This window comes from Azospirillum himalayense (assembly GCF_042657465.1).
In the GTDB taxonomy this organism is placed as follows: Bacteria; Pseudomonadota; Alphaproteobacteria; order Azospirillales; family Azospirillaceae; genus Azospirillum; species Azospirillum himalayense.
In genome coordinates, this window is sequence record NZ_JBHSLC010000110.1 from 1 (window position 1) to 19,223 (window position 19,223).

20 protein-coding genes, 1 tRNA gene and 1 pseudogene are annotated in these 19,223 nt (G+C 59.6%); 11 read left to right on the plus strand and 11 right to left on the minus strand.

Annotation, left to right across the window (positions count from 1 at the left end; genetic code table 11):
* A pseudogene (locus ACFPMG_RS29080) lies at positions 1-316 on the minus strand (hypothetical protein); the annotation flags it as partial.
* 331 nt (positions 317-647) lie between these two features.
* Between ACFPMG_RS29080 and ACFPMG_RS29085 the strand changes: the two are divergent.
* The 6 genes from ACFPMG_RS29085 to ACFPMG_RS29110 all read left to right on the plus strand — a co-directional run bounded on the left by ACFPMG_RS29085 (position 648) and on the right by ACFPMG_RS29110 (position 6,004).
* A complete protein-coding gene (locus tag ACFPMG_RS29085) occupies positions 648-1,490 on the plus strand; it encodes an N-acetylmuramidase domain-containing protein (protein ID WP_376998728.1) in 843 nt (280 codons plus the stop codon).
* A gap of 247 nt (positions 1,491-1,737) precedes the next feature.
* Entirely contained in the window at positions 1,738-2,280 is a 543-nt protein-coding gene (locus ACFPMG_RS29090; RefSeq protein ID WP_376998730.1) for a Panacea domain-containing protein, read from the plus strand.
* Positions 2,281-3,298: 1,018 nt separating this feature from the next.
* Positions 3,299-3,739: a hypothetical protein gene (locus ACFPMG_RS29095; protein WP_376998732.1), complete on the plus strand. Its 441-nt coding sequence runs from the start codon at positions 3,299-3,301 to the stop codon at positions 3,737-3,739.
* A 434-nt stretch (positions 3,740-4,173) separates the two neighbouring features.
* Entirely contained in the window at positions 4,174-4,707 is a 534-nt protein-coding gene (locus tag ACFPMG_RS29100; protein WP_376998734.1) for a hypothetical protein, read from the plus strand.
* 8 nt (positions 4,708-4,715) lie between these two features.
* Positions 4,716-5,228: a YgjV family protein gene (locus ACFPMG_RS29105; protein WP_376998736.1), complete on the plus strand. Its 513-nt coding sequence runs from the start codon at positions 4,716-4,718 to the stop codon at positions 5,226-5,228.
* 47 nt (positions 5,229-5,275) lie between these two features.
* Positions 5,276-6,004: a hypothetical protein gene (locus ACFPMG_RS29110; RefSeq protein ID WP_376998869.1), complete on the plus strand. Its 729-nt coding sequence runs from the start codon at positions 5,276-5,278 to the stop codon at positions 6,002-6,004.
* Positions 6,005-6,021: 17 nt separating this feature from the next.
* Here ACFPMG_RS29110 and ACFPMG_RS29115 read toward each other — a convergent pair whose 3' ends face one another.
* From ACFPMG_RS29115 to ACFPMG_RS29130, 4 genes are read right to left on the minus strand one after another with little or no spacing between them, the layout of a single operon-like run.
* The gene (locus tag ACFPMG_RS29115; protein WP_376998738.1) at positions 6,022-6,528 is read right to left on the minus strand and encodes a hypothetical protein; all 507 of its coding nucleotides are present in this window, start codon (positions 6,526-6,528) and stop codon (positions 6,022-6,024) included.
* Positions 6,528-7,403, minus strand: coding sequence for a hypothetical protein (locus ACFPMG_RS29120; RefSeq protein WP_376998740.1), 876 nt, complete (start codon positions 7,401-7,403; stop codon positions 6,528-6,530). The genes ACFPMG_RS29115 and ACFPMG_RS29120 overlap by 1 nt, the downstream gene beginning before the upstream one ends.
* On the minus strand, positions 7,403-8,335 hold the full coding sequence (locus tag ACFPMG_RS29125; protein ID WP_376998742.1) for a hypothetical protein: 933 nt from the start codon (positions 8,333-8,335) through the stop codon (positions 7,403-7,405). The genes ACFPMG_RS29120 and ACFPMG_RS29125 overlap by 1 nt, the downstream gene beginning before the upstream one ends.
* 16 nt (positions 8,336-8,351) lie before the next feature.
* The gene (locus ACFPMG_RS29130; protein ID WP_376998744.1) at positions 8,352-9,107 is read right to left on the minus strand and encodes a phage antirepressor N-terminal domain-containing protein; all 756 of its coding nucleotides are present in this window, start codon (positions 9,105-9,107) and stop codon (positions 8,352-8,354) included.
* Positions 9,108-9,395: 288 nt separating this feature from the next.
* On the opposite strand from ACFPMG_RS29130, the gene ACFPMG_RS29135 reads away from it, so the two are divergent.
* Positions 9,396-9,659, plus strand: a complete 264-nt coding sequence (locus ACFPMG_RS29135) for a helix-turn-helix domain-containing protein (protein WP_376998746.1) — start codon at positions 9,396-9,398, stop codon at positions 9,657-9,659.
* Between the two features lie 43 nt (positions 9,660-9,702).
* Here the strand turns inward: ACFPMG_RS29135 and ACFPMG_RS29140 are convergent, their stop codons facing one another.
* The 3 genes from ACFPMG_RS29140 to ACFPMG_RS29150 form a co-directional block, all read right to left on the minus strand.
* The gene (locus ACFPMG_RS29140) at positions 9,703-10,173 is read right to left on the minus strand and encodes a glycine-rich domain-containing protein (RefSeq protein ID WP_376998747.1); all 471 of its coding nucleotides are present in this window, start codon (positions 10,171-10,173) and stop codon (positions 9,703-9,705) included.
* Entirely contained in the window at positions 10,170-11,240 is a 1,071-nt protein-coding gene (locus tag ACFPMG_RS29145) for a helix-turn-helix transcriptional regulator (RefSeq protein WP_376998749.1), read from the minus strand. Before ACFPMG_RS29145 ends, ACFPMG_RS29140 begins: the two co-directional genes overlap by 4 nt.
* Positions 11,241-11,567: 327 nt before the next feature.
* Positions 11,568-12,446, minus strand: coding sequence for a DMT family transporter (locus ACFPMG_RS29150; protein ID WP_376998751.1), 879 nt, complete (start codon positions 12,444-12,446; stop codon positions 11,568-11,570).
* Between the two features lie 173 nt (positions 12,447-12,619).
* Here ACFPMG_RS29150 and ACFPMG_RS29155 point away from each other — a divergent pair, with 173 nt between their 5' ends.
* The 4 genes from ACFPMG_RS29155 to ACFPMG_RS29175 all read left to right on the plus strand — a co-directional run bounded on the left by ACFPMG_RS29155 (position 12,620) and on the right by ACFPMG_RS29175 (position 16,137).
* The gene (locus ACFPMG_RS29155; RefSeq protein WP_376998753.1) at positions 12,620-13,126 is read left to right on the plus strand and encodes a hypothetical protein; all 507 of its coding nucleotides are present in this window, start codon (positions 12,620-12,622) and stop codon (positions 13,124-13,126) included.
* Positions 13,127-13,278: 152 nt separating this feature from the next.
* Positions 13,279-13,683 carry a LexA family protein gene (locus tag ACFPMG_RS29160; protein WP_376998755.1) on the plus strand — a complete coding sequence of 135 codons (405 nt, stop codon included), beginning with the start codon at positions 13,279-13,281 and terminating at the stop codon, positions 13,681-13,683.
* Between the two features lie 5 nt (positions 13,684-13,688).
* A complete protein-coding gene (locus tag ACFPMG_RS35445) occupies positions 13,689-14,600 on the plus strand; it encodes a Y-family DNA polymerase (RefSeq protein ID WP_465252039.1) in 912 nt (303 codons plus the stop codon).
* Between the two features lie 445 nt (positions 14,601-15,045).
* Positions 15,046-16,137 carry an ImmA/IrrE family metallo-endopeptidase gene (locus tag ACFPMG_RS29175; protein ID WP_376998757.1) on the plus strand — a complete coding sequence of 364 codons (1,092 nt, stop codon included), beginning with the start codon at positions 15,046-15,048 and terminating at the stop codon, positions 16,135-16,137.
* Positions 16,138-16,221: 84 nt separating this feature from the next.
* Here the strand turns inward: ACFPMG_RS29175 and ACFPMG_RS29180 are convergent, their stop codons facing one another.
* From ACFPMG_RS29180 to ACFPMG_RS29190, 3 genes are all read right to left on the minus strand, one after another.
* Positions 16,222-17,157 carry an alpha-glutamyl/putrescinyl thymine pyrophosphorylase clade 3 protein gene (locus ACFPMG_RS29180; protein ID WP_376998759.1) on the minus strand — a complete coding sequence of 312 codons (936 nt, stop codon included), beginning with the start codon at positions 17,155-17,157 and terminating at the stop codon, positions 16,222-16,224.
* A complete protein-coding gene (locus tag ACFPMG_RS29185) occupies positions 17,154-18,179 on the minus strand; it encodes a thymidylate synthase (protein ID WP_376998761.1) in 1,026 nt (341 codons plus the stop codon). The genes ACFPMG_RS29180 and ACFPMG_RS29185 overlap by 4 nt, the downstream gene beginning before the upstream one ends.
* Positions 18,180-19,090: 911 nt before the next feature.
* Positions 19,091-19,165 (minus strand) — tRNA-Gln (locus tag ACFPMG_RS29190).
* Positions 19,166-19,223: the final 58 nt, after the last annotated feature.

Here is a 19,223-nt window from a genome sequence, read left to right on the forward strand (position 1 = left end):
CATTGCTTTGGCTATCGGAAACCTTGCTAAAATTTATGTTAGCTACATTACTCCAAGCATGAAGAGCATTTTCAGCGAGAGCAATCTGTGAAGTACTTAGTCGGGTCCATTGATTAAACTCTTTACCTGATCCATAATCTTGTGAGTTTGTGGAATAATAGCCTATTCCGCCATTTTCTCCTGGAAAACTGTAGGTTAGATTAACCCCCGTGCCAACCGAGCCCCCCCATTTTGTTCCGCTCAACAGGGCATCAATCCCGATCGCGCCCGAATTATATGTTCTTGACGAAGGGCTATACGAGGTGGGGCTAGGCATCGTCACTCTCCGCCGTATGAGTTTGCGCAAAAAGCATCGCTCATAGCGTCCATTTGATAACTGGAAAATTTCAAATACAATACAGTGTTACTTAATATTGTAGCTTCGAAGCTGACCGTTGCCGAACTAAGATGAAGCTGCGGGGGTGGTATCCCTCTCCTGCTGTGCCGTGAGTCGCTGAACCGCCCCCCTTTCGGAGCCCAGCGCGCCGACAAAAGAATGGCGGCCACAGAGAGCCGCCAAGGTTCAGCTAACTCCCTGCCCTGGAAGGCAGATCGGACAACGCTAAACGCGGCGGTTCCTTAAAACAATTCCAAAGAGGAAGCATCCCATGCCCAACGTGCCCTCCGGCGCGGCTGAAGCCGTGCGCCTGCCCACCGTCGTCGGCGCCGCGCGCCCGCTCGGCCCCACCGACATCGCCACCGCTGCCGCCGCCCTCGGTGTCGAGGAGGCGGCCTATCGCGCCGTCCTGATCGTGGAGACCGGCGGCCGCAGCGCCTACCGGCCCGATGGCCGCATGCCGATCCTGTTCGAGGCCCACGTTGCCTACCGCCTCAACGGCGGCGTGACCGTGCCTGGTCTGGCGGAGATGCGGTGGGACCGCAGCCTCTACTCCAGCACGGCGGCCGGCGAATACGACCGGCTCAACCGGGCCTGCCAGCACCGCGCCATCGGGCCTGCGGTCGCCCTGAAGGCAGCGTCCTGGGGGATGCCGCAGATCCTGGGCAGCAACCACGCCATGTGCGGCTTCGGAGACGTCGAGAGCTTCGTCCGGGCCATGGCGGACAGCGCCGTCGCCCAGCTCGTCGCCTTCAACGCCTTCGTCACCGCCCGCGGGCTGCTGCCGGCCCTGCGGGGCAAGCGCTGGAGCGAGTTCGCCCGCGGCTACAACGGGACGGGCTTCCGGGAGAACGCCTACGACGAGAAGCTGGCCGCCGCCTACCAGCGGGTTCGCGCCACCTCGGGAGACGGCGTGCTCGGGATCGGCGATGTCGGGCCGGACGTGGCCGCCCTACAGCGGGCGCTCCAGCGATGCGGATTCCCGTCCATTGTCGAGGACGGCGACTTCGGCAGGCGGACAGCCAACGCGGTGGAGCAGGTCCAAGCCGTGCACCGGCTGCCGGTCACCGGGCGGGTGGATGTGCGGACGGCTATCGCGCTGGGGCTGGTATGAGGGAGGGGGGGGGGCAGGATCACCTTCGCTCGATTCGCTTGCACTTTCCAGAGAAGCGCCGCCGAAAACGCGAGGGATGCCGTCCCTCGCGTCAATCGAATGTTCTCAAAAGGTTTACTCTGTTGTGGCTGAAATGCCTCATACTCAACACCTTTTCCTCCTTATCAGGGGCGGCGCAACAATATGTGTAGACAAAGCATTCTCGCCATTCCTGGACAGTCTTCCGCTGGTATGCTCAAATTCGGACATGACCGATATGATCCGAGCAGCGACTGATCGCCTGATCCAACTGAGCTACGAGGCGGGGAAACCTCTTTCGCCTCTGCCGCTTCAGAAGTTGCTGTATTTTGTCGAGGGCTGGCATCTCGCGATAACGGGTGCGCCTTTGTTTGATGAAGAGTTTCAGGCGTGGGCGAACGGTCCAGCTCTACCAAGTGTGTATCGAAGGATGAAGCACTTTGGCCAGGGCGACATTCCGGACTCTATAGTAGATACTCAGCCTGAGCATGTTCTTGCGCCACGAGTCATAGATCTGATTGAACAGGTCTATCGTACATATGGCGGAATGGAACCAGGAACGCTGGTCGGAATGACGCACATTCCAGGTGCGCCATGGGAGCAAGTACGCTCTGAAGCCAACGTTCCGCGCCTTCGCTACTGTGACGATCACATTGACGCTGAGCGTATGCAGGCGTGGTTTCGAGCGGTTATGGATGAAGGCCTGCAGCCTGACAATCAAGAGGTCATCGACGCGAGCCCCGAAGAAATTCGAGCTTGGGCGCATGCATAATCGTGGCTGGATCGCACGTTATCAATATTTCTGACGCTCTTCGGCGTGAGCTTAAAGCTGCAGATCAGCAGATTGCCGGTCTTTGGGACATGGTGTCTGCTGCTAAGCGATTCTATGAAGGCGTTAATCTTGGAGAGGATTATACGCGTAGGATTGTTGTGTACGCGCCAAAAGCTCGACGTGGGCCGTTGGAGCCTATTCCATTCGCCACAAGAATGGTTGTGCATTTTGTGCTGTATCCAGCTTACGCAACAATTGTAGGTGTTCATTTCCCTGAGCGAGGGAAGTTGTTCGGTGATCGCCCGCCGGACCCTGATGAATGTGCACTCTTCTGATAGAGCGACCCGCCGCGCATCGCCGCGCGCATATTTCGTGCCCGATTCCGTAAAAACCAGCGCCGTCGGCGTGGGCAAATCCGCCGAAACGTCAACAGCGCGCGGGTTTGTCAACCACGCCTCGAAATGTCAACCAGCCGCCCGGCATCCCGCCCGGCGGCTTTTCCTTTTCCAGAGCCCCCATGACCGAGATCCATAGCCCGAAGCCGCTACAAGCCAATTCTGTCACTAGGTTTACGCCACATTCTACGGTGTCAAGAAGGAGCGGCCGGGGCTGGTGAAATTCCGGAGAGAAAGGGGCAGTCTGCCCGATCAATAGGAAGCCCAGATAGTGATTAATACCACACTCAACTTCGGTGCCCACATCCTCGTCGAGCCAGAAAACATCTAGTCACTGCGCTTCCCAGAATCTGGCTGCCTAGATTAAGGCGCAGCCAGGTTGGCTCGGACCGCTCTGGCTGCGTTACCCAGTTCTGATCCGTCAGTTCTATGGCTTCGGGCCCCTCATCTCGACAAGAGCGTAGCCACTAGTCACGCAGTGAGCCACGTTCTGTTGATTGGGGCGAGCTGTAACACTTATGCAAACTTCACCTTTTTCATTAAACCCAGCGGAAGCAGGCCCAATGTTGCCATATCCTCCGCTGCATGTGTGCTGGGTCATAACGAATTCCGGTGGCTTGTTTGTGAATTTCCATTTGTCGGCAAACTTTTTGACTGGAGATAATTCAGGAGCAGCAAAGCACTGGCTAGAACTCAATGCTATTGTTCGTCCCTGTTCGGCTCTATTGTTTGCATATCTCTCGTTCATATCCGCAGTTATAATCGGGGTTCTAACGGTCTCGATAACTTCTCTTGGTTTCGGCTTTTTAGCTGTTTTGACGGGCTCAGTAGTTGTGCTCGACGGTGCTGGCGGTGTAGTGCTGGGATTTGCAGCCGTTGAAGGAGTGCTCACTATCGTACTGTCCGATGATTGGCCGCTTGGCAGTGGTGCGCAGGCAGTCATACTAATTGCGGCAATCACTCCTGACGCAAAATTTGCCCTGAAGCTCATTGATGCTTCCCTTTCAGGAAAGTTGTGTTTCATGAAGCAAAAACGCCACCTTAGCGAGATTGTGTGGTATTAGCAGCGACAGTAGTGACGTTTCTCTTTGTTTTACAGCTTCGCAAGATAATAATTGCTGAGCAATGTCATTCTTAGGTTGAGTGCGATAAAATGCTCTGCGGCCACTGATATACGGTGGGCCTCTGCCTTGGGCCGCGCCGTCTCCCACCAGGACGCTACACGTATCGGATCTGATCCTGCGTCAGGAAGCCCTGGACCATGAGCCTGCTGCTGTACTGGGGCTTGGGCATGCCGGGCTCCATTGACCTGTGCACCCGGTCAGGATGCGCCTGACGCGCCATCCTGACAATCCGTCCACCCGACCGCCCAATCGGCTTTACCGGTCCAGCCTGTAAAGCGTGTCGTCGATTCCAGCCTGAAAAGTAAAGCGTCACCCACCAGCCGCCCGGCCCCGCCGAGGCGGCTTTTTTCATGCCCGAAGGAGGGGCATCCATCATGCTGCCACTGCTCATCCCCATCATCACCGCCCTGGCCCCGGTGCTGCTGCCCGAGGTCGCCAAGGTCGCTCTCGGCTCCGGCGAGACCGCCCAGAAGGTCGGCGAGGCCGCGGTGTCCGTCGTCTCCGCCGTGACCGGCCTGCCGATCGAGACCCCGGCGGATGCCGAGCGGGCCGTCGCCACGGTGCAGACCGATCCGGCGAAACTGGCCGAACTGTACCGCCAGCAGGGCGATCAGGTCGTGGCGCTGCTGCGGCTGGACAACGAGGACCGGGCCGACGCCCGCGCCCAGACCGTCCAGCTTGCCCAGGCCGGCAGCCGCATCTCCTGGGGCGCACCCATCGTCTCGACCATCGTCCTGGTGACGTTCGGCGCAGTGCTGTACCGGGTGCTAAGCCAGCCGGCCGGCGAGATCGACCAGAACGCCACGCTGATGCTCGGCGCCCTGACCACCATGGCGTCGGCGGTGGTGTCCTATTGGGTCGGCTCGTCCGCCGGCAGTGCGGCGAAGGACAAGCTGCTGCGGAAGTGAGGGGTGCCATGACCGTTCCTCACCTCTCCGACCTCGCCGGGGCCGCCGGGTTCGTCCTGGTGGCCCTCTGGCCCTGGCTGTCCGGTCGGCGCGCTCTGCTGGCCGGACAGGGCGCCTCGGCCGCAGTGTTCGCGCTGCATTACCTACTGATCGGGGCCGGGACCGGTGCGGCGATGTCCGGCCTGTCCGTCGTGCAGGTCGCCACCGCCTGGTCTGATGACCGGCCGCGGTGGTGCCGGGCGCTCTATACCGCCACGGTGCCGGCGCTCGCGGTGCTGGCCTCCTCGACTTGGGCAGGCTGGCCATCGGCCTGCGCGGCGGCTGGGATGGCCCTCGCCACCGCGGCGCGCTGGTGCCGGTCGGCGATCCTGCTGCGCGCGCTGTTCCTAGTGTCCGGGGCCTGCTGGGTCGCGCACGACCTACTGACCGGCTCGACCTTCGGGTTGGCCGCCGACCTGCTGTGCATGGCGGGGCTGGCCTATGGCGCGCTGCGCGACCGCTCGGTGGTTGCGTTACCTTAAAAGATATACCACCCTCATAACGCTACGGAGATTATACCGTGAACGCCATGTTCCCGGCACGCACTGCCGTGCCTGACTTCCGCCTTGTCGAAACCCTGCCGCTGGGCACCGGCCCGCTCGTCCCGGCGCTGGGCTCTGCGCGAGACCGTCTCTGCGGCGATCTGGTCGCCCGCGGCGCGACGCCGATCCTGTGCGAGTCCTGGCCGGACCTGCAGGCGCTGAACGCCCGCCATCGCGAGAGCTGGTTCCCGATGCTGCCCAAGCCGGCCAGTGCTCCAGCCTTCTGGCTTGGGCTGGTCGACAGCGAAGGGGAGGTGGTCGCCACGCACGCCGTGGTGTTGGTCGACTGCGCCTCCTCCAGCTTCGGCGAACGGCTGGGGGACATGTCGGCGCTGCACGATCCCGGATCGGCGCCGGCGGACGAATGGGCCTTCGTCGCCAGCGAGGCCGCGCACGACACCCGCGGGTCGGTGGCCTGGATCGTCGCCGGCTGGACCCGCCCCGACTGGCGCGGCGCCAGCCTGTTCCACCGGCTCGGCGAGCTGGTGCGGCTTGTCGCCCTGGCCCGCTGGAACCCGAAATGGGTGGTTGGGCTGGTCGATCCGGAGACGGTGCCGGTGTGGAGCGGGCGGGGCGGTGGCCGGCGTCGGCTGGAGGAGCGGCCCGGCATCCTCTATCACCAAAACGGCGTCGGGCGGCTCCCGCTGCACTTCATGCGGTTGAGCCGCCACGCCGTGTACATGGATCTCGGTATCTGCGGCGGCCCGTCCTGGTGAGGGAGGCCGCTGCCAGATCAATGTAGGGTCTGCACATCGATGGCCGACAGCACCGCCCGCCGTCCGCGATCCGCCCACCCGAATAGCGCCTGGGTGTAGACGAAGGGCCGCCCCACACCGGACACCGCAATCCTGTTGAACAGGGCCTCGCCCGCACCAATGGCCTCGGCATACTCCAGCCCGATTCGGTGGGCGTAATCGGCATGCGGGTCAGCGGCCTCGGGCTGGCCGATCATGGACCGGCTCCAGCCCATGCCGAGAACCTGCACCGTCGGCGCGCCGATCCGGCGGAACAGCAGCGGCGTCTCCGCCTCCATTGCCGCCAGCACCGTGCAGCGGTCGAACAGGCCACGCCGCTCCAGCCAATCAAACAGGTCGGCGCTGAGGCGGCGCCGGCGCCGGCATTCCGCGGCGATGTCCTGTTGCCAGTCCGCGGCCGCGCGCAGGGTCAAGCGCTCGACGTGGATCTCGGTGTGGATGGGGCGCGGTGCGCCCCGATCCGTGTGGAACTGCAGGATGGACATCACGCAGCCTCCATCATCTTGAGCGCCGCCGTCATCCCGGCCCGGAAAGCGTCGGGAGAGCAGCCGGCCGCGCTGGCTCCCGCCTCCACCATGGCGTCGGTGATGACGGTGGGGACGGAGGGCGCGGTGCGGGGGATGGCCCGATCCGCGAGGCTGGCGATGGCCGTGCCGAATTCGTCCGCCTCGGTCACGACGAGCGCCTCGCCGGTCAGCAGCGCCTTCAGCTCGGGCACCGCCCGCAGCGCATCGGTGACCAGACCGAAGATCAGCGCATCCTCCTCTTTCCTGGCGGACTCCACCGGGGGCGGAACCGGCAGGGCGCCGGGCTTGCTGTCCGGGTGGCAGGCCACCGGGTGTTCGGCCCAGAGCAGCAGCGCCTTGGCGGCCATGCCCAGCGTTGGGTTCCCGTCGTAGGTCGCGATCTTCAGGGCGAGACGGTAAGCCTCCTCGCACGAGTCGATCAGGTCGGCGTCGTCTTGTCCTTCGGTGCCGATGGTCGCTTCCAGCTCCAGCCAGCGGCGGACGTTGGCGAGGAGCTGGTCACGGCCGGCGCCGCCGTCCTGCTGCTCGACCTGCTGCGCCAGCAGGTCCCGGAGGCGTGTAAGCGCCTCAACCTCGATTTCGGTTCCGCCGATGCCGGTATGTGGGCAGAGCAGCCGGTCCAGCACCGCCACGGCATCCGCCAGGGTGGCCGGCTCGGCGGTGAGGATCGTGCACAAAAGATCGCTCCATTCCGCAGACAGTCGGGCGCGCTCGGCATTGGCGTCGGGGCTCTCGCTACCCTTCAGGTTGTTTTGTGCATCGATCAGGGCGGCGGTCCGTGCGGTAGCCTCAGTGAAAGTCAGGCCAATGCCGGGGATCATGGTGGAGTGCATCAGCAATCCTCCCCGGCACTGGTGGTGGGCAGCGGCGAGCCCTTCGGCTTGGAAGCCTGCTTAGTACGGACCGCTTCCACCTCGGCGCCGCGGAAATCTGCCCCCTCCAGCAGCAGCGCTATCTGCCGTTCCGGACCGGCGGTAAACGCGGCGTTGGCTGGGCGGCGCTTCTCCTCGCGCCACCAGTTCAGCACCCGATCAACATCGGCGAGGCGGGTGGCTTTTTCGCGAAGCGCGATGTTCTCCGTCTCAACCTGTGCGGCGCGAGCCTCAGCGGCGGTTCGCTGGGCGGCCAACTCAGCGACGCGCTGCTTCGCGGCTTCGGTGGGATCGACCGGCAACCCCACCCCCGGCTGCACGATGCTCAGCAGCTTCCGCGCCACCTCGATCAGGTCGCCCAGCTCGGCGAGATTCTGTTTCGCCATCGGTCCGACGCTGGAGAAAGCCGGCGTCTCGTCCACGATGCTCTGCATCTTGTCCAGGATGACGGTGATGTCCGTCGCCGCGTTAGCCGCGTGCGTGCCAGCCTGGATCGTCCATGCCGCCTGCGCAGCGGCAAGGGCGATTGCGCTATCTGCCATCCGGTACAGGTCATGTTCCGAGAACATGTCGGCCGGCAGCTTCACCTCCGGCCAAATGGACGGATGCGGCATTCGCATCCAGCAGTGAATCCTCTCGTCTTTATCAAGCGGCTGCAAGCTCGGGAACTGCAACCACTCTCCATCCTTCCGGAACGCGGCGATGGCATTGCACCCGCCCGTCCAGAGGAGAATCACATTGTCCTCGTCGACCGGCGGTTTGCCCTTGATGAAGACGAGGCCGCACCGGGCGAGGAAGTCGATGAGAGGCTTCATCGCGAAGGGCTGGGGTTGCGCATCGGCGTGCGGCGGCATCTCCCCGCGCCCGGCGGGGGTGTTGTCGATCTTGTTCATGGATTCCCCCGCTCGTTCAGTGGAAGGCTTCGCCGGTCTCAGTGCCGGCCCGGTAGGTCTCGCCCTTTACGATCCGCCAGACGCACATGCGGGATAGGACGTGCTTGGCGGCGAGCGCACGGATCGTCGTCTTGCCGGAGTGGTACTCGGCGCGGATGGCCTCCGCCTCAGCGGGGGTGACCGTCCGCCCGACGCCGTTGGCGGGCTTGTCGGTCGTGACCGGGTGCGGCAGCGGGGAGTTGGCCCACAGTTCCTTCGCGGCACTGGCTCCGAAGACGTGCCGGGCTTCGCTGATCAGGGTCAGCCAGAGATGGGCTTCACCCTGGGGGAGGTCGGAAAGGGAGGGGTTGGGGGCGGGAGCCGCGTCATCTTCAGCGACCTTCCCGAAGAAGTGCGCGAACAGCACGTCGGCGCATTCCTCCTGGTAGCGGATGATCCGCGCCCGTGTGTCCGGGTTCGGCACCTTGTTCGGCTGGATCGTCGCCAGCCAGAAGTTTAAGCGGGTGAGGGGCAGGGCGGTCGTAGCCTGGGAGCCGCCTGCGGAAGGTATGGAGATTTCCTCCACACCTTTGCTCAACACGGGGTGCGCCTTCAGCTTGGCGTGCTGGCCCTTCCAGTCCAGCCCCATCCCTTCGACCACCGGCTTCATCACCACTAGCGTGGTGGCCGGGCTGTCTCCTTCTGAGGCGATGAGGGTGGCTCCGTAGAACTCCACGGCGACCAACGGGGCGGCGCGCGATGCACTTTCTCCGCGCGCCTCCGTGAGTATCATGGTATTAACGGGGGTAATCTTCATGGATTGAGAAGTCCCATGGGGGTTGATGCTTGGGTGGTTGCTGCCACCCGGCTGATGAGCGCTCGACCCTTGCCGGGGTCGGGCGCTTTTCGTTTCGACTGTCCATGCGGTGGTGTTGACGCGGTTAGCTCCGCGAGACGCTCCAGTGCTCATTTTCAACCGCTTTCCGCTGGCCCATCTGGCTTTCAGATGATAGAAAAAGTATTACGGGTAGCCGGAATTGTCAACCATTTCGGCTCATTCATATTCTAAAAAGGTTTATGCATGCTTACGGCTTCACAGGTGCGGGCCGCGCGAGGCCTAATTGATTGGTCGCAGAAGCGCCTTCAGGAAGAAACCGGGTTGTCGGCGACAACCATAAAGAGGATGGAAAATGACGTAATCGGACCGGGAAAGAGTACGGCCGATAATGTCGAGAAAGTTATGTCAGTTCTGCGCGCCGCAGGTGTGGAATTTCTTGACGATGGGGAGCCTTCTAAAGCCGGAGGTCCTGGCGTGCGCTTGCGCATGACCTCAAGTTCTACTTAGTTGGAACGGATGCCCCGGCCACTCGCGCAGCCGGGGCGATGCTTCAGGCGCGGGCAGACTGCCGAACCAGCGGCCATTCGGGATCTTCGCCTGGCTCGCGGCGCCAGCAATCGGCACCAGCCATCGGATGATCCGCATAGGGATCGACTGGCATCTCGTGCCCATAGCTGACCAGCTTGCGCGTCATCGCATAGGCCGCCTCATAATCCGGCGTGCCGTAGACGCCCGGCGTGTGGTCTACGATCTGACCCAGCGCGACCATGCAGTCTTCGAAGTACACCCGCGGGCGCAGCATGTGGGCGTGCCACACCTTGTCCACCAGCTTCGATGGGACGATGGTCTCCGTCGGGTAGGCAGCCACGGCGATAAGGAACGACCGATAGCGCTCGACCGCCGCCGCGGCCTCGTCCTTCGCCATGCCGCCGCGCACGAGGTCATCGACCAGAATGTCCAGGTTCATGGCGTTGATTGCCTGGACCTTGCTCAAGGTATCCATCACTTTCACCATTTTCATGATTTGCCGCGCGTCCGGGCGGCTCCGGTGATTGCCGCCAGCACCGCTACCCAGCGGGCAAGACCCGTCTGACTGCGATGGGCGAGCTGTCCGTCATCAAGCTTTCGCAAGATAGACTTGACCTGCATTCGGCCAGTGTTGGGGGCCTTCCCCGATTCCCTAGCGATGTCGTCGTTCGTTAAGCCGTTACCGATCTGTGCCGCGAGGGTTGATTCCGCTGGCGTAAGTCCGAAGTCGCGGCGGAGTACGCTGGCGACGGACCCAACATCGAGGCGGGCGGGCGCTACGATGATGACGGCTGTTTTTGATCCCCTCGCACCATGGGAGATCGAAAATGTGTGGGGGTGTGGAGAGTCCGTCGACCGAAGATGCATGGCCACGGTCGGCGCCTCCAACTTGTTCATGCAGGCAAGTGTGACCAGCCGATTGAATTCACTGCATTCTTCGGCACGAACGGGCGTCAGCCGATCGGCCGCATCCAAGAACACCCCGTCAGCGTTGGCGATCATCTCCGCCATAGCAGCGTTGCGTTGAATGACTTTCCGGTCTGGACCGAGTGTGGCGATGCCGAACGCAAGGCAGTCCAGCGCTGCGGCGCGATGGGCGGCCTCGTCACGCTGGTGGATAGCTTCCATTACCCCCAGCGTTGGCTCGTCTTCGCTGAAGAAATGCAGCAGCCCGGCCTTCTTCGGCTCCAGCCGAAGCTGGGCGTTCATGCCGGACGAAAGCCGGAGGTGGGTACAAATCAAGTTTGTTGGGTAGCGTCGAATGAACTCCAGCCGCTCGCCCTGGCGCCGCATGTTGGCATAAGCGAGCTGAGCTTCAGGATCGCGTGGGGCTGGTATCCCAACCATCTCTCCATGCTCCCAAGACCGACGGAGCATGGATTCAAAGGTTTGAGGAACGCTCAGATCGAACCATGGGTAAAGCCGCCGCACTCCAGCGTTGGCAAAGATCAGGCGATCAGCCGAGTCATAGATCGCCAACGTGCCCTGCAGTTTTCTGGCGGTCACCGCCATCTTGGCGAACGGCGCAGGGATATCCCATGGGAGTTCTGGTGCGCTCATTTATGAAACTTCATTACGCGAGTGGCTTCCAATGCCTTGGACGGTAACAAAGTGGCACCGTTGCCGAACATTACCCGCGTGGGTAACGGCTCCCTACATCACCCCTCATAGGTGTGAATATGCGAACGCCTGACGCGCCGTAAATCCTCTGGATTCAAGGCGCGCAACCGAATCGAGCTGTGGCAGTTGGTGATTCTCGCTTATGAAAATTATTAAGTTGCGTTTTGCAAAGTGCATACACGTATGTGCAGAAGACTGGCTCTGTTGCCCTCTTCGATAACAATCAAAGACTATGCCGGGAGAATCGGGACGCGACTCGGACGAATCTCAGCGCGAATCGGACCGCTCCGCCCGAAACACATAAAGCGCCGCCCCGATGATCATCGCTGACCCGACCGCCTGCATGCCGCCCGGCACCTCGCCGAACAGCACGTAGCCGGCCACCAGGGCGATCGGTACATCGATCAGCGACAAAGGCGCCAGCCGGGCAGGGGAAGCGTAGCTGTAGCCCCGGACGGTGAACCACTGCGCCAGTCCGCTCAGCAGTGCCATGCCGACCAGCAGCGGGATATCGGCAGTCGGCGGCCCAATCGCCACGCTGGACGCGGGCACCGCCACCACGGCGGTCACCAAGATCGCGGAGACGGCTACCACGACGCTCGGCGGGTTGGTCAGGGCCAGCCGACGCATACAGATGTGGCTTCCGGCTCCGGCGAGGGCGGCAAGGGGCAGGATCAGCGCCTCCCAACCGTGCCACACAGCCGCCGGCGTCCCAATGGCGGAGAGGCGAGGCCAGAGCGCGACGACGCCCCCAGCGATACCGAGGCCGACCGCGGCCCACACGTCGGGACCAACCCGCTCCTTCAGGAACAGCCGAGCCAGGGGCACCACCAACGCGGCCCGCACATACATGAAGGCGGTGACCAGAGCGACGGGTAGGGTGGCGTAGGAGTGGACCAGCGCCATCAGCGACATCGCGCCTACAACTGCCCGAACGAGGTGAATGTGCGGGTCACGGAGCTGGCGCAGATGGAGGAAGGCCCGCCACGCAACCAGCACCATGATCAGTCCGCCGGCCGACCGGAACATGGCCATCTCCAGCGGCGGCAGCTTGGCCCCCAGGTGCCGGATTGCGATGTTGGCGGCCATGAAGGCGAGCGCCGACGCGATGATCCACAGGGCGCCGGTGATCGTGGGGCGGGGCATGCTGGGAGGCTCAAGCTGTGATGGGTGTAAAGTGCCTAACAGATGCGACCGCCGATGATCAATTGGCGGAAACCTGATCTGGACTGGCATATCTTCTGTTGCGATACTCGTGCCGGTGGCACGCGTATCGCAGTGCTGCCTACGCTATGCGTGCAACCGGCAGGGAGGAGATTATGAGCGGACGAGCATGGGCTGTCACGCTGACGGCGATGTACCTTTTGATCTCCACGGAGGCTTGGGCGGATTGGGGCTATGCCAAGTGGGGCATGTCCGTTAAAGAAGTTGTTGATGCTAGTGGCGGGGCGGCATTGCCGATATCAGCACAAGAAAAGAACGGAGCAAAATTCTCTACAGATTTATTCGATCCTAGATTGGTTTCAGACACAACGATTGATGCGTTCAAATTTCACGTTGTATTTTATTTTCATTCTTCTTCCGGCGAATTGTCCATGATTGATATGAATTTGATTAATAGGGAATATTACGCTGATGTTTCAAGCGCAGTGCATAGGAAGTATGGGAAGCCGATCTCCGATTCGGAGTCTCAGTATCACTCACGCACAACGTGGCAGACTGACAGCAATCAAGTCGAGCTTTCCGTCATTCCCGGAACTCCCGTCGCGCGGAGTGTTTCTTTACGTTATACCCCCAGGATTTCAAAGGACAATGCGGGCTTGTGAGAGGATGCCGCACCGCAACCTCAGCCGCTATCCCGCGCTCCCAAGTGTCGGTGTCAATCGCTTTTAGTTCTTGAAAAGTTCTCATTTCGCGCCATCCTCGCCTGATGGTCCAGATGGGGGAGGTGGGCATGCAGGCGCCGGTTCCGGTGTTGATGACGTCGTGTCCGGTGGTGGCGGTCGAGGCGGTGGTGTCCGCGGGCTTTCCCAGCCCGGCGGCGGACTATGTCGAGGGCCGAATCGATCTCGCCGAGGTGCTGGTGCCCCACCCCAGCGCCACGTTCACCCTGCGTGTTGCCGGCCACAGCATGACCCGGGCGGGCATCCATGACGGCGACCTGGCCATCGTGGATCGCAGCCTGACCGCCCGGCATGACGACGTCGTGGTGGCGGTGCTGGACGGCGAACTGGTCTGCAAGCGGCTGCTGATCCGGGGCCGGCGGATGTACCTGATGCCGGAAACCGACGATCCGAGCTACCGGCCCACCGAGGTCACCGATCGGCCTGGCTTCGAGGTGTGGGGTGTGGTCACCAGCACCGTGCGTCTGCATCGGCGGTGACGGCCATGGCGCCGCCGCGGGTCTACGGGCTGGTGGACTGCAACAACTTCTATGTCTCCTGCGAGCGGGTCTTCGACCCCCGGCTCGAAGGCGTCCCGGTCGGGGTGCTTTCGAACAACGACGGCTGCTTCGTCGCCCGGTCTGCCGAACTGAAGGCCCTGGGCGTGAAGATGGGGCAGCCGCTGTTCGAGGTGCGCGATCTGGTCCGCAAGCATCGGGTGCGGGTGCTGTCCTCCAACTACTCGCTGTATGGCGATCTGTCGGCCCGGGTGACCGACTGCCTGCGCGGTTTCACGCCTCGGCTGGAGGTCTACAGCATCGACGAGTCCTTCCTGGATCTGTCCGGCTTCGAGGGCCGCGACCTTCAGGCCTACGCCGCAGAGATCCGGTCGACGGTCAGACGGTGGACCGGCATTCCGACCTGCGTCGGGATCGCTGTGACGAAGACGCTGGCCAAGCTGGCGAACCACGCGGCCAAGAAGACGCTGCTGGACGACAGCGGGGTCTGCGATCTGGGCGGCGAATCGGAGCGTGAGCATGTGCTGCGCGTCGTGCCGGTCGAGAACGTCTGGGGCATCGGCCGGCGCCCGCCGGATCTGGCGCGACGGGTTCGCCATGTCCAAGGCCGGGGTGATCCTGACCGGGCTGGTGCCGGTGTCCAAGGTGCAGCCGGACCTGCTGGCCGCTGCCGATCGGGCGCGCGGCGCCCGGCTCATGGCGGCTATGGACGCGATCAACAGCCGGATGGGCCGGGACACGCTGGTGCCGGCGGTCACCATGGGCCGGGCGTGGCGGATGCGGCAGGACAGCCGGTCGCCCAGCTACACGACGGAGCTGGACGACGTGCCGGTGGTGCTGGCGTGAGGGGTGCTGTGCGCAACCCGACCGTTGCTACAGTGACGCGCCCAAGCTCGTAGCCTGCGCTCACACGCCGACATCACAGCCTAGCCCTCTTTCTCGTTGAGAAAGCTCTGTTCAGGACCCGCACCCATTGTCTGTCGCCCCGAATCAGGGTATCGAGAGTAGCCGGACTGTGGATGAGGCAGCTATTGGATATCTCGTTTGCGACGAGCCAGCTACGATCGTTGTGTGAAAACGCCACGAAAGCAAGACGAGAGCTGGGAAAAGGCGCTGCCGATGCACTTCAACGCCGTCTGGCCGACCTATATGCCGCCTATTCAATCGATGATCTCATCGTTGGGGTATCGGCAGAGGTGCCCAGTCCGGTGGAATTGTCAATTGCGCTTGCTGAGGGTTACGTTCTATGCATCCGCCCCGCCCATGTGGTGCCCCCTCTCGATAGGCAGGGGAATATCGTCTGGTCTCGCGTCAGCCGGGTCAAAGTAGTGGAGGTTCGCAAAAATGGCTGAGACCACGGAATTTAAACCTCAGTGGGCGTCTCCTCCCGGAGCAACAATTATTGACATACTTGAACAGAAAGGTATGTCGATTGAAGATTTTTGTTCAGCTATGCAAACCTCTGAGCGATTAGCTTCTAAGATCATCTCAGGGGATGCGGAGATTGATGCGCGCTTGGCCATCAAGCTTGAAAATGTTCTGGGAGGCTCTGCGGCGTTTTGGTTGCGTAGAGAAGCTCAGTTCCGCTCGGACCTTCAGCGGCTTGATGAAGCTGTAGTCGAAATGGAGCCGAAAGCGTGGCTATCCACACTTCCGGTTCGGGATATTACTGCGTTCGGCTGGGTCGAACGAATTGCTGACCGCGCCCTTCAGGCTGAGGCATTGCTTCGTTTCTTCGATACCCAATCGGTACAGGGGTGGCACAATCGCTATCAAAGGACTGTGACAGCTGTCGCCTACCGTACATCTCAAACATACGAATCTAAACTTGGAGCTCTGGCGGCGTGGTTAAGGCAGGGTGAAATTGAAGCCGAAAAGATTGCATGTGCTCCTTGGGACAGGGAGGGGTTGCGTCTCCTTATTCCAAAATTCCGTGCATTGACTCGCGTAAAAGACCCTGCAGTATTTTTACCGGAGCTGCAGAAATTATGCGCATCCTGTGGTGTTGCTGTTGTTATTGTTCGCGCGCCAGCAGGGTGTCGAGCAAGCGGAGCCACAAGATTCGTTTCAGAGGAAAAAGCTGTAATCCAGCTTAGCTTTAGGTACCGTTCAGATGATCATTTCTGGTTTACTCTTTTTCATGAGCTTGGCCACCTCCTCCTGCATGATTGCTCATCTATTTTTCTAGAAGATCTGGACCTGATTGCGACACATGAAGAGGATGAAGCCAACGACTTTGCCGCTAACACGCTAGTGCCACCCGAGTATCGAGCGGAAATGTTGCGTCTTCCGGCCGATCACCGGGTGATTATGCGCTTTGCGAAACGCATCGGAGTTAGCCATGGCATCGTCGTTGGGCAAATGCAACACTTGAGGGTCCTTGCACCGAACAGGCTTAATGCGCTCAAAGTTCGTTATACCTGGACGGCGGAATAAGAGCGCAGATCAAAGCCTCGCCTCCATAGGGTCAACCCATTGATCTTGCTTGGGTCGGCGGGCTTTTTTGATCTGCGCTCCAAACTATCCCCGAAATGCTAGGTATGCGTCAGGGCTTTTCTGCCAATTACACAGTGAGTCTTCCATAATCTGCATTCCTAACCCTAAGTGATCTCCAAGCTCGACAACCCATTGGTTCAATTTTTGAGGCGACAAATTGGCACTGTGATTTCCACCGAATAAGAGTCGCGCCCCCGCTAGTGGCCCGGTTGCACCAACGAGATATGGGATTCCAGGTTCTATGTTGGCGAGGCCTAGCTTTCCTACCATTGTAAGGAAATCAAACCGACCTGTGCGACCGAATGACGTCACCGCAGCCATAGCATGGTAGAGGTGGTCAAACATTTTTTTTGGGTCTCCTCCGCATTCTTGCTCTGCTTCATCTATCAACAATGCATGACCTCGATTTGCACCGACCCAAGAGACATAAGAACTAAAAATTTTACTAGTTCCCCTATGGGAATCTGGTCTAAGTGTTTCGTATTTTCTATGATTACCGAAGCGGCGTGAGATTCCATCCGTTCTTAATTCTCGATAAGAGCGAGTTATCCAAGTGTGGAAATCCTCGGGATTTGCGCTAATGGATGCCCAATTCCAGAAATTACCCGCACCGTTTCTGCCATAGAGGGTCCGTGCAAGGCTCCATTGATCTAAAATATGCTTTCCGCAATGAGTTGCTAAGAACACCAGCCAGTAGGCCTCATCAATATTTCCTTCTCTATGCTTGATCGCTGCTGCACGTAGCGGGTCAAACATAGAATGTTCTTTCGGATCACATCGCGATGGATGTAATTCAGCCTCTCGTAAGCGATTTACAAAGTCAATTCGTCTTATGCTATCTATAAACTGCTCAACCAATGCTTCTCGTCGCTCTGGAGTTCTCGCCCCTGGAAGTGGACGATAAGTATAATTTTGGAGGCCTTCTATAAGAAGCAAGCGGCGTTCGGTCCCAAATCTCATCGTTCAATGTCCTCTTCGTTCAGCGTTTTAAGATCAAGAACCAGCTGCTGAGGAGAATGGAGTCTCTCCGACCGATTTCTGATGTATTGGTCATAGAACTTCGATTTCATACGCTGCCTTACCCGAACTACTTCTTTGAGATTTTCACGGTCTGTTTTCTTTTTTGTTAAGTGAAATATACGAAAAAGTCTTGATATATCTTTCCAGTAGTCATCTATTTGCAATTCTTCAATTTGTACATTTTCGCCCCCTCTTATTCTATCTTCGACTTCTAAAACTGTTTCGATTGATGACCATTGTTCTCCCGAGGGCATGGGAGGCATCTTCAAGTTGGCTTGCCAGTCCTCCTCCATAAATTTGTTAACTTTATCGTGATCGCAATCATATAAATGCAAACTTCCAATCGCATGCTTATATTGGCCTAGATGAACCCCTAGATCTCTTGCAATAAGTTCTTGTATCATTGTAAAAGCAAATATATCATGAGGAAGCCCTAAATAAGCATCATTAGAGCGCATATTCACATACATGTGAAGAAAGCCCTTTCTCACGACAAATTGCATCGTGCATGTGCATGGGACATCTTTGTATGATCCAAATAGATCATCAGAACCATAAATTTGCGCGACGGCCCTTCGTGAAGACGACTTTTTTTTCAATAAAGATATAACTTCTTTAATTTGATTTGGTCCACTCCTGTTAAATATTCTTTCTCCATACCCACTCCATACATGGTCTGTATTTTCTTCAGGCTCATATGCTTTTGGTATATAATATTTAATGAATGAGTGATTGTTGGATCCGGATAAGTACCAGAACAACTCTCCAAGCGCGCTGAAAATTGTCCCGCGGCTTTCTGTCCTGCTCACTCGAGCTAAGGGTTGGGTGAGTTCGAGCACAACACCAAAAAGTTCCTTGTTAGGGCCTTTCGTCGGGTAAGGCTCAACTTGAACGCCGTAACGGCGAATCTGTGTGAAAACCACCCGTAAGAGGTCATCAAGCGTTTTCCTGCGAATATGCATATCGTCCCGTCCCGCAGATTAATGTCTATTTATGACATATTGCGGCCAAAACTTGAAGGGATAATGGTTGTCAATGGCGTTGTGTGCACGCTATGCGCTACCCAGGGAGTGCTCCTGCCCTTTAAACGGTGATTGATGCTTAAGAGCGTCTCACGAGGAATTTGACTTTCGTGTGGCTCTGACTTCGTGAGACTAAGTTCACAACCTTAGATTAATTTGAAAAATCAACGACTTATGTCTACGGGGAGCGGCTATTGATTCGTGCTCTTATGCCGAGATGTCTGTCAGGTAGGCTCTGATGGGGCAGGGGCTGACGCAGTTCTCACGAAAATCGAATTGGGTGACGCCACGACTCCCACCTTGATTCACTCGTCACATCGGTTCAGTTCCGCCTGATCAGCAAAGCGCCAGCCAGCACAAGGAGCGTGCCGACCGGTCCGTTCGAAGTCAGGGTGACGGTGGTGGGAGACGCCCCAGAGAAACGGCAGAGGGCGGAGTGGCAGGCGTTGTTCGCCCCTGCCATGTCGGTGCACATGTCGCGGCGCCCCAAGGGACAGGAAAAGCCGGCTTGGCGGGAGCGGTTCTTCGCGCTGTACCCGGAGGCGAAGGCACATCCGGGCTGTCCGCCGGAACTGCTGAAGTAGGTGGAGCGCTCTGGGCTTCGTCCCGGCCTGCGACCTGTGAGGAGGCGGCAAAACGCGCCCCCTCCGATTCGCGACACGTGATCCGAAAGGCTCTAGAGAGCCAACGACGGGCTCCCCCGTGTGCACATGATGTGCACCGGAAACTTTCGTACAAAATTGGAAAGTGAGGATTTCCAACGGGTTCGATTACCATGTGTGCACAGTCTGGTGCACACGGAAAAGGACCCCAACCAACCCAAAAACGAGAACAAAAACAGTGGGTTAGGTTGGCTGGGGCGCCAGGATTCGAACCTGGGAATGGCGGTACCAAAAACCGCTGCCTTACCGCTTGGCGACGCCCCAACCGAACGGCGCGATCAGCGCCGGAAGGGTCGGGACCATAAGCGGAAACCCGACCCGA

Bases quoted from the DNA above. Each gene is read 5' to 3' on its own strand.
- ACFPMG_RS29110 (WP_376998869.1), top strand. From the start codon at position 5,276: ATGTTCCCGGCACGCACTGCCGTGCCTGACTTCCGCCTTGTCGAAACC.
- ACFPMG_RS29180 (WP_376998759.1), bottom strand. From the start codon at position 17,157: ATGAGATTTGGGACCGAACGCCGCTTGCTTCTTATAGAAGGCCTCCAA.
- ACFPMG_RS29105 (WP_376998736.1), top strand. From the start codon at position 4,716: ATGACCGTTCCTCACCTCTCCGACCTCGCCGGGGCCGCCGGGTTCGTC.
- ACFPMG_RS29130 (WP_376998744.1), bottom strand. From the start codon at position 9,107: ATGATACTCACGGAGGCGCGCGGAGAAAGTGCATCGCGCGCCGCCCCG.
- ACFPMG_RS29125 (WP_376998742.1), bottom strand. From the start codon at position 8,335: ATGAACAAGATCGACAACACCCCCGCCGGGCGCGGGGAGATGCCGCCG.
- ACFPMG_RS29160 (WP_376998755.1), top strand. From the start codon at position 13,279: ATGACGTCGTGTCCGGTGGTGGCGGTCGAGGCGGTGGTGTCCGCGGGC.
- ACFPMG_RS29185 (WP_376998761.1), bottom strand. From the start codon at position 18,179: ATGCATATTCGCAGGAAAACGCTTGATGACCTCTTACGGGTGGTTTTC.
- ACFPMG_RS29100 (WP_376998734.1), top strand. From the start codon at position 4,174: ATGCTGCCACTGCTCATCCCCATCATCACCGCCCTGGCCCCGGTGCTG.
- ACFPMG_RS29155 (WP_376998753.1), top strand. From the start codon at position 12,620: ATGAGCGGACGAGCATGGGCTGTCACGCTGACGGCGATGTACCTTTTG.
- ACFPMG_RS29115 (WP_376998738.1), bottom strand. From the start codon at position 6,528: ATGTCCATCCTGCAGTTCCACACGGATCGGGGCGCACCGCGCCCCATC.
- ACFPMG_RS29120 (WP_376998740.1), bottom strand. From the start codon at position 7,403: ATGCACTCCACCATGATCCCCGGCATTGGCCTGACTTTCACTGAGGCT.
- ACFPMG_RS29140 (WP_376998747.1), bottom strand. From the start codon at position 10,173: ATGAAAATGGTGAAAGTGATGGATACCTTGAGCAAGGTCCAGGCAATC.
- ACFPMG_RS29085 (WP_376998728.1), top strand. From the start codon at position 648: ATGCCCAACGTGCCCTCCGGCGCGGCTGAAGCCGTGCGCCTGCCCACC.
- ACFPMG_RS29090 (WP_376998730.1), top strand. From the start codon at position 1,738: ATGACCGATATGATCCGAGCAGCGACTGATCGCCTGATCCAACTGAGC.
- ACFPMG_RS29145 (WP_376998749.1), bottom strand. From the start codon at position 11,240: ATGAGCGCACCAGAACTCCCATGGGATATCCCTGCGCCGTTCGCCAAG.
- ACFPMG_RS29175 (WP_376998757.1), top strand. From the start codon at position 15,046: ATGGCTGAGACCACGGAATTTAAACCTCAGTGGGCGTCTCCTCCCGGA.
- ACFPMG_RS29150 (WP_376998751.1), bottom strand. From the start codon at position 12,446: ATGCCCCGCCCCACGATCACCGGCGCCCTGTGGATCATCGCGTCGGCG.
- ACFPMG_RS35445 (WP_465252039.1), top strand. From the start codon at position 13,689: ATGGCGCCGCCGCGGGTCTACGGGCTGGTGGACTGCAACAACTTCTAT.
- ACFPMG_RS29135 (WP_376998746.1), top strand. From the start codon at position 9,396: ATGCTTACGGCTTCACAGGTGCGGGCCGCGCGAGGCCTAATTGATTGG.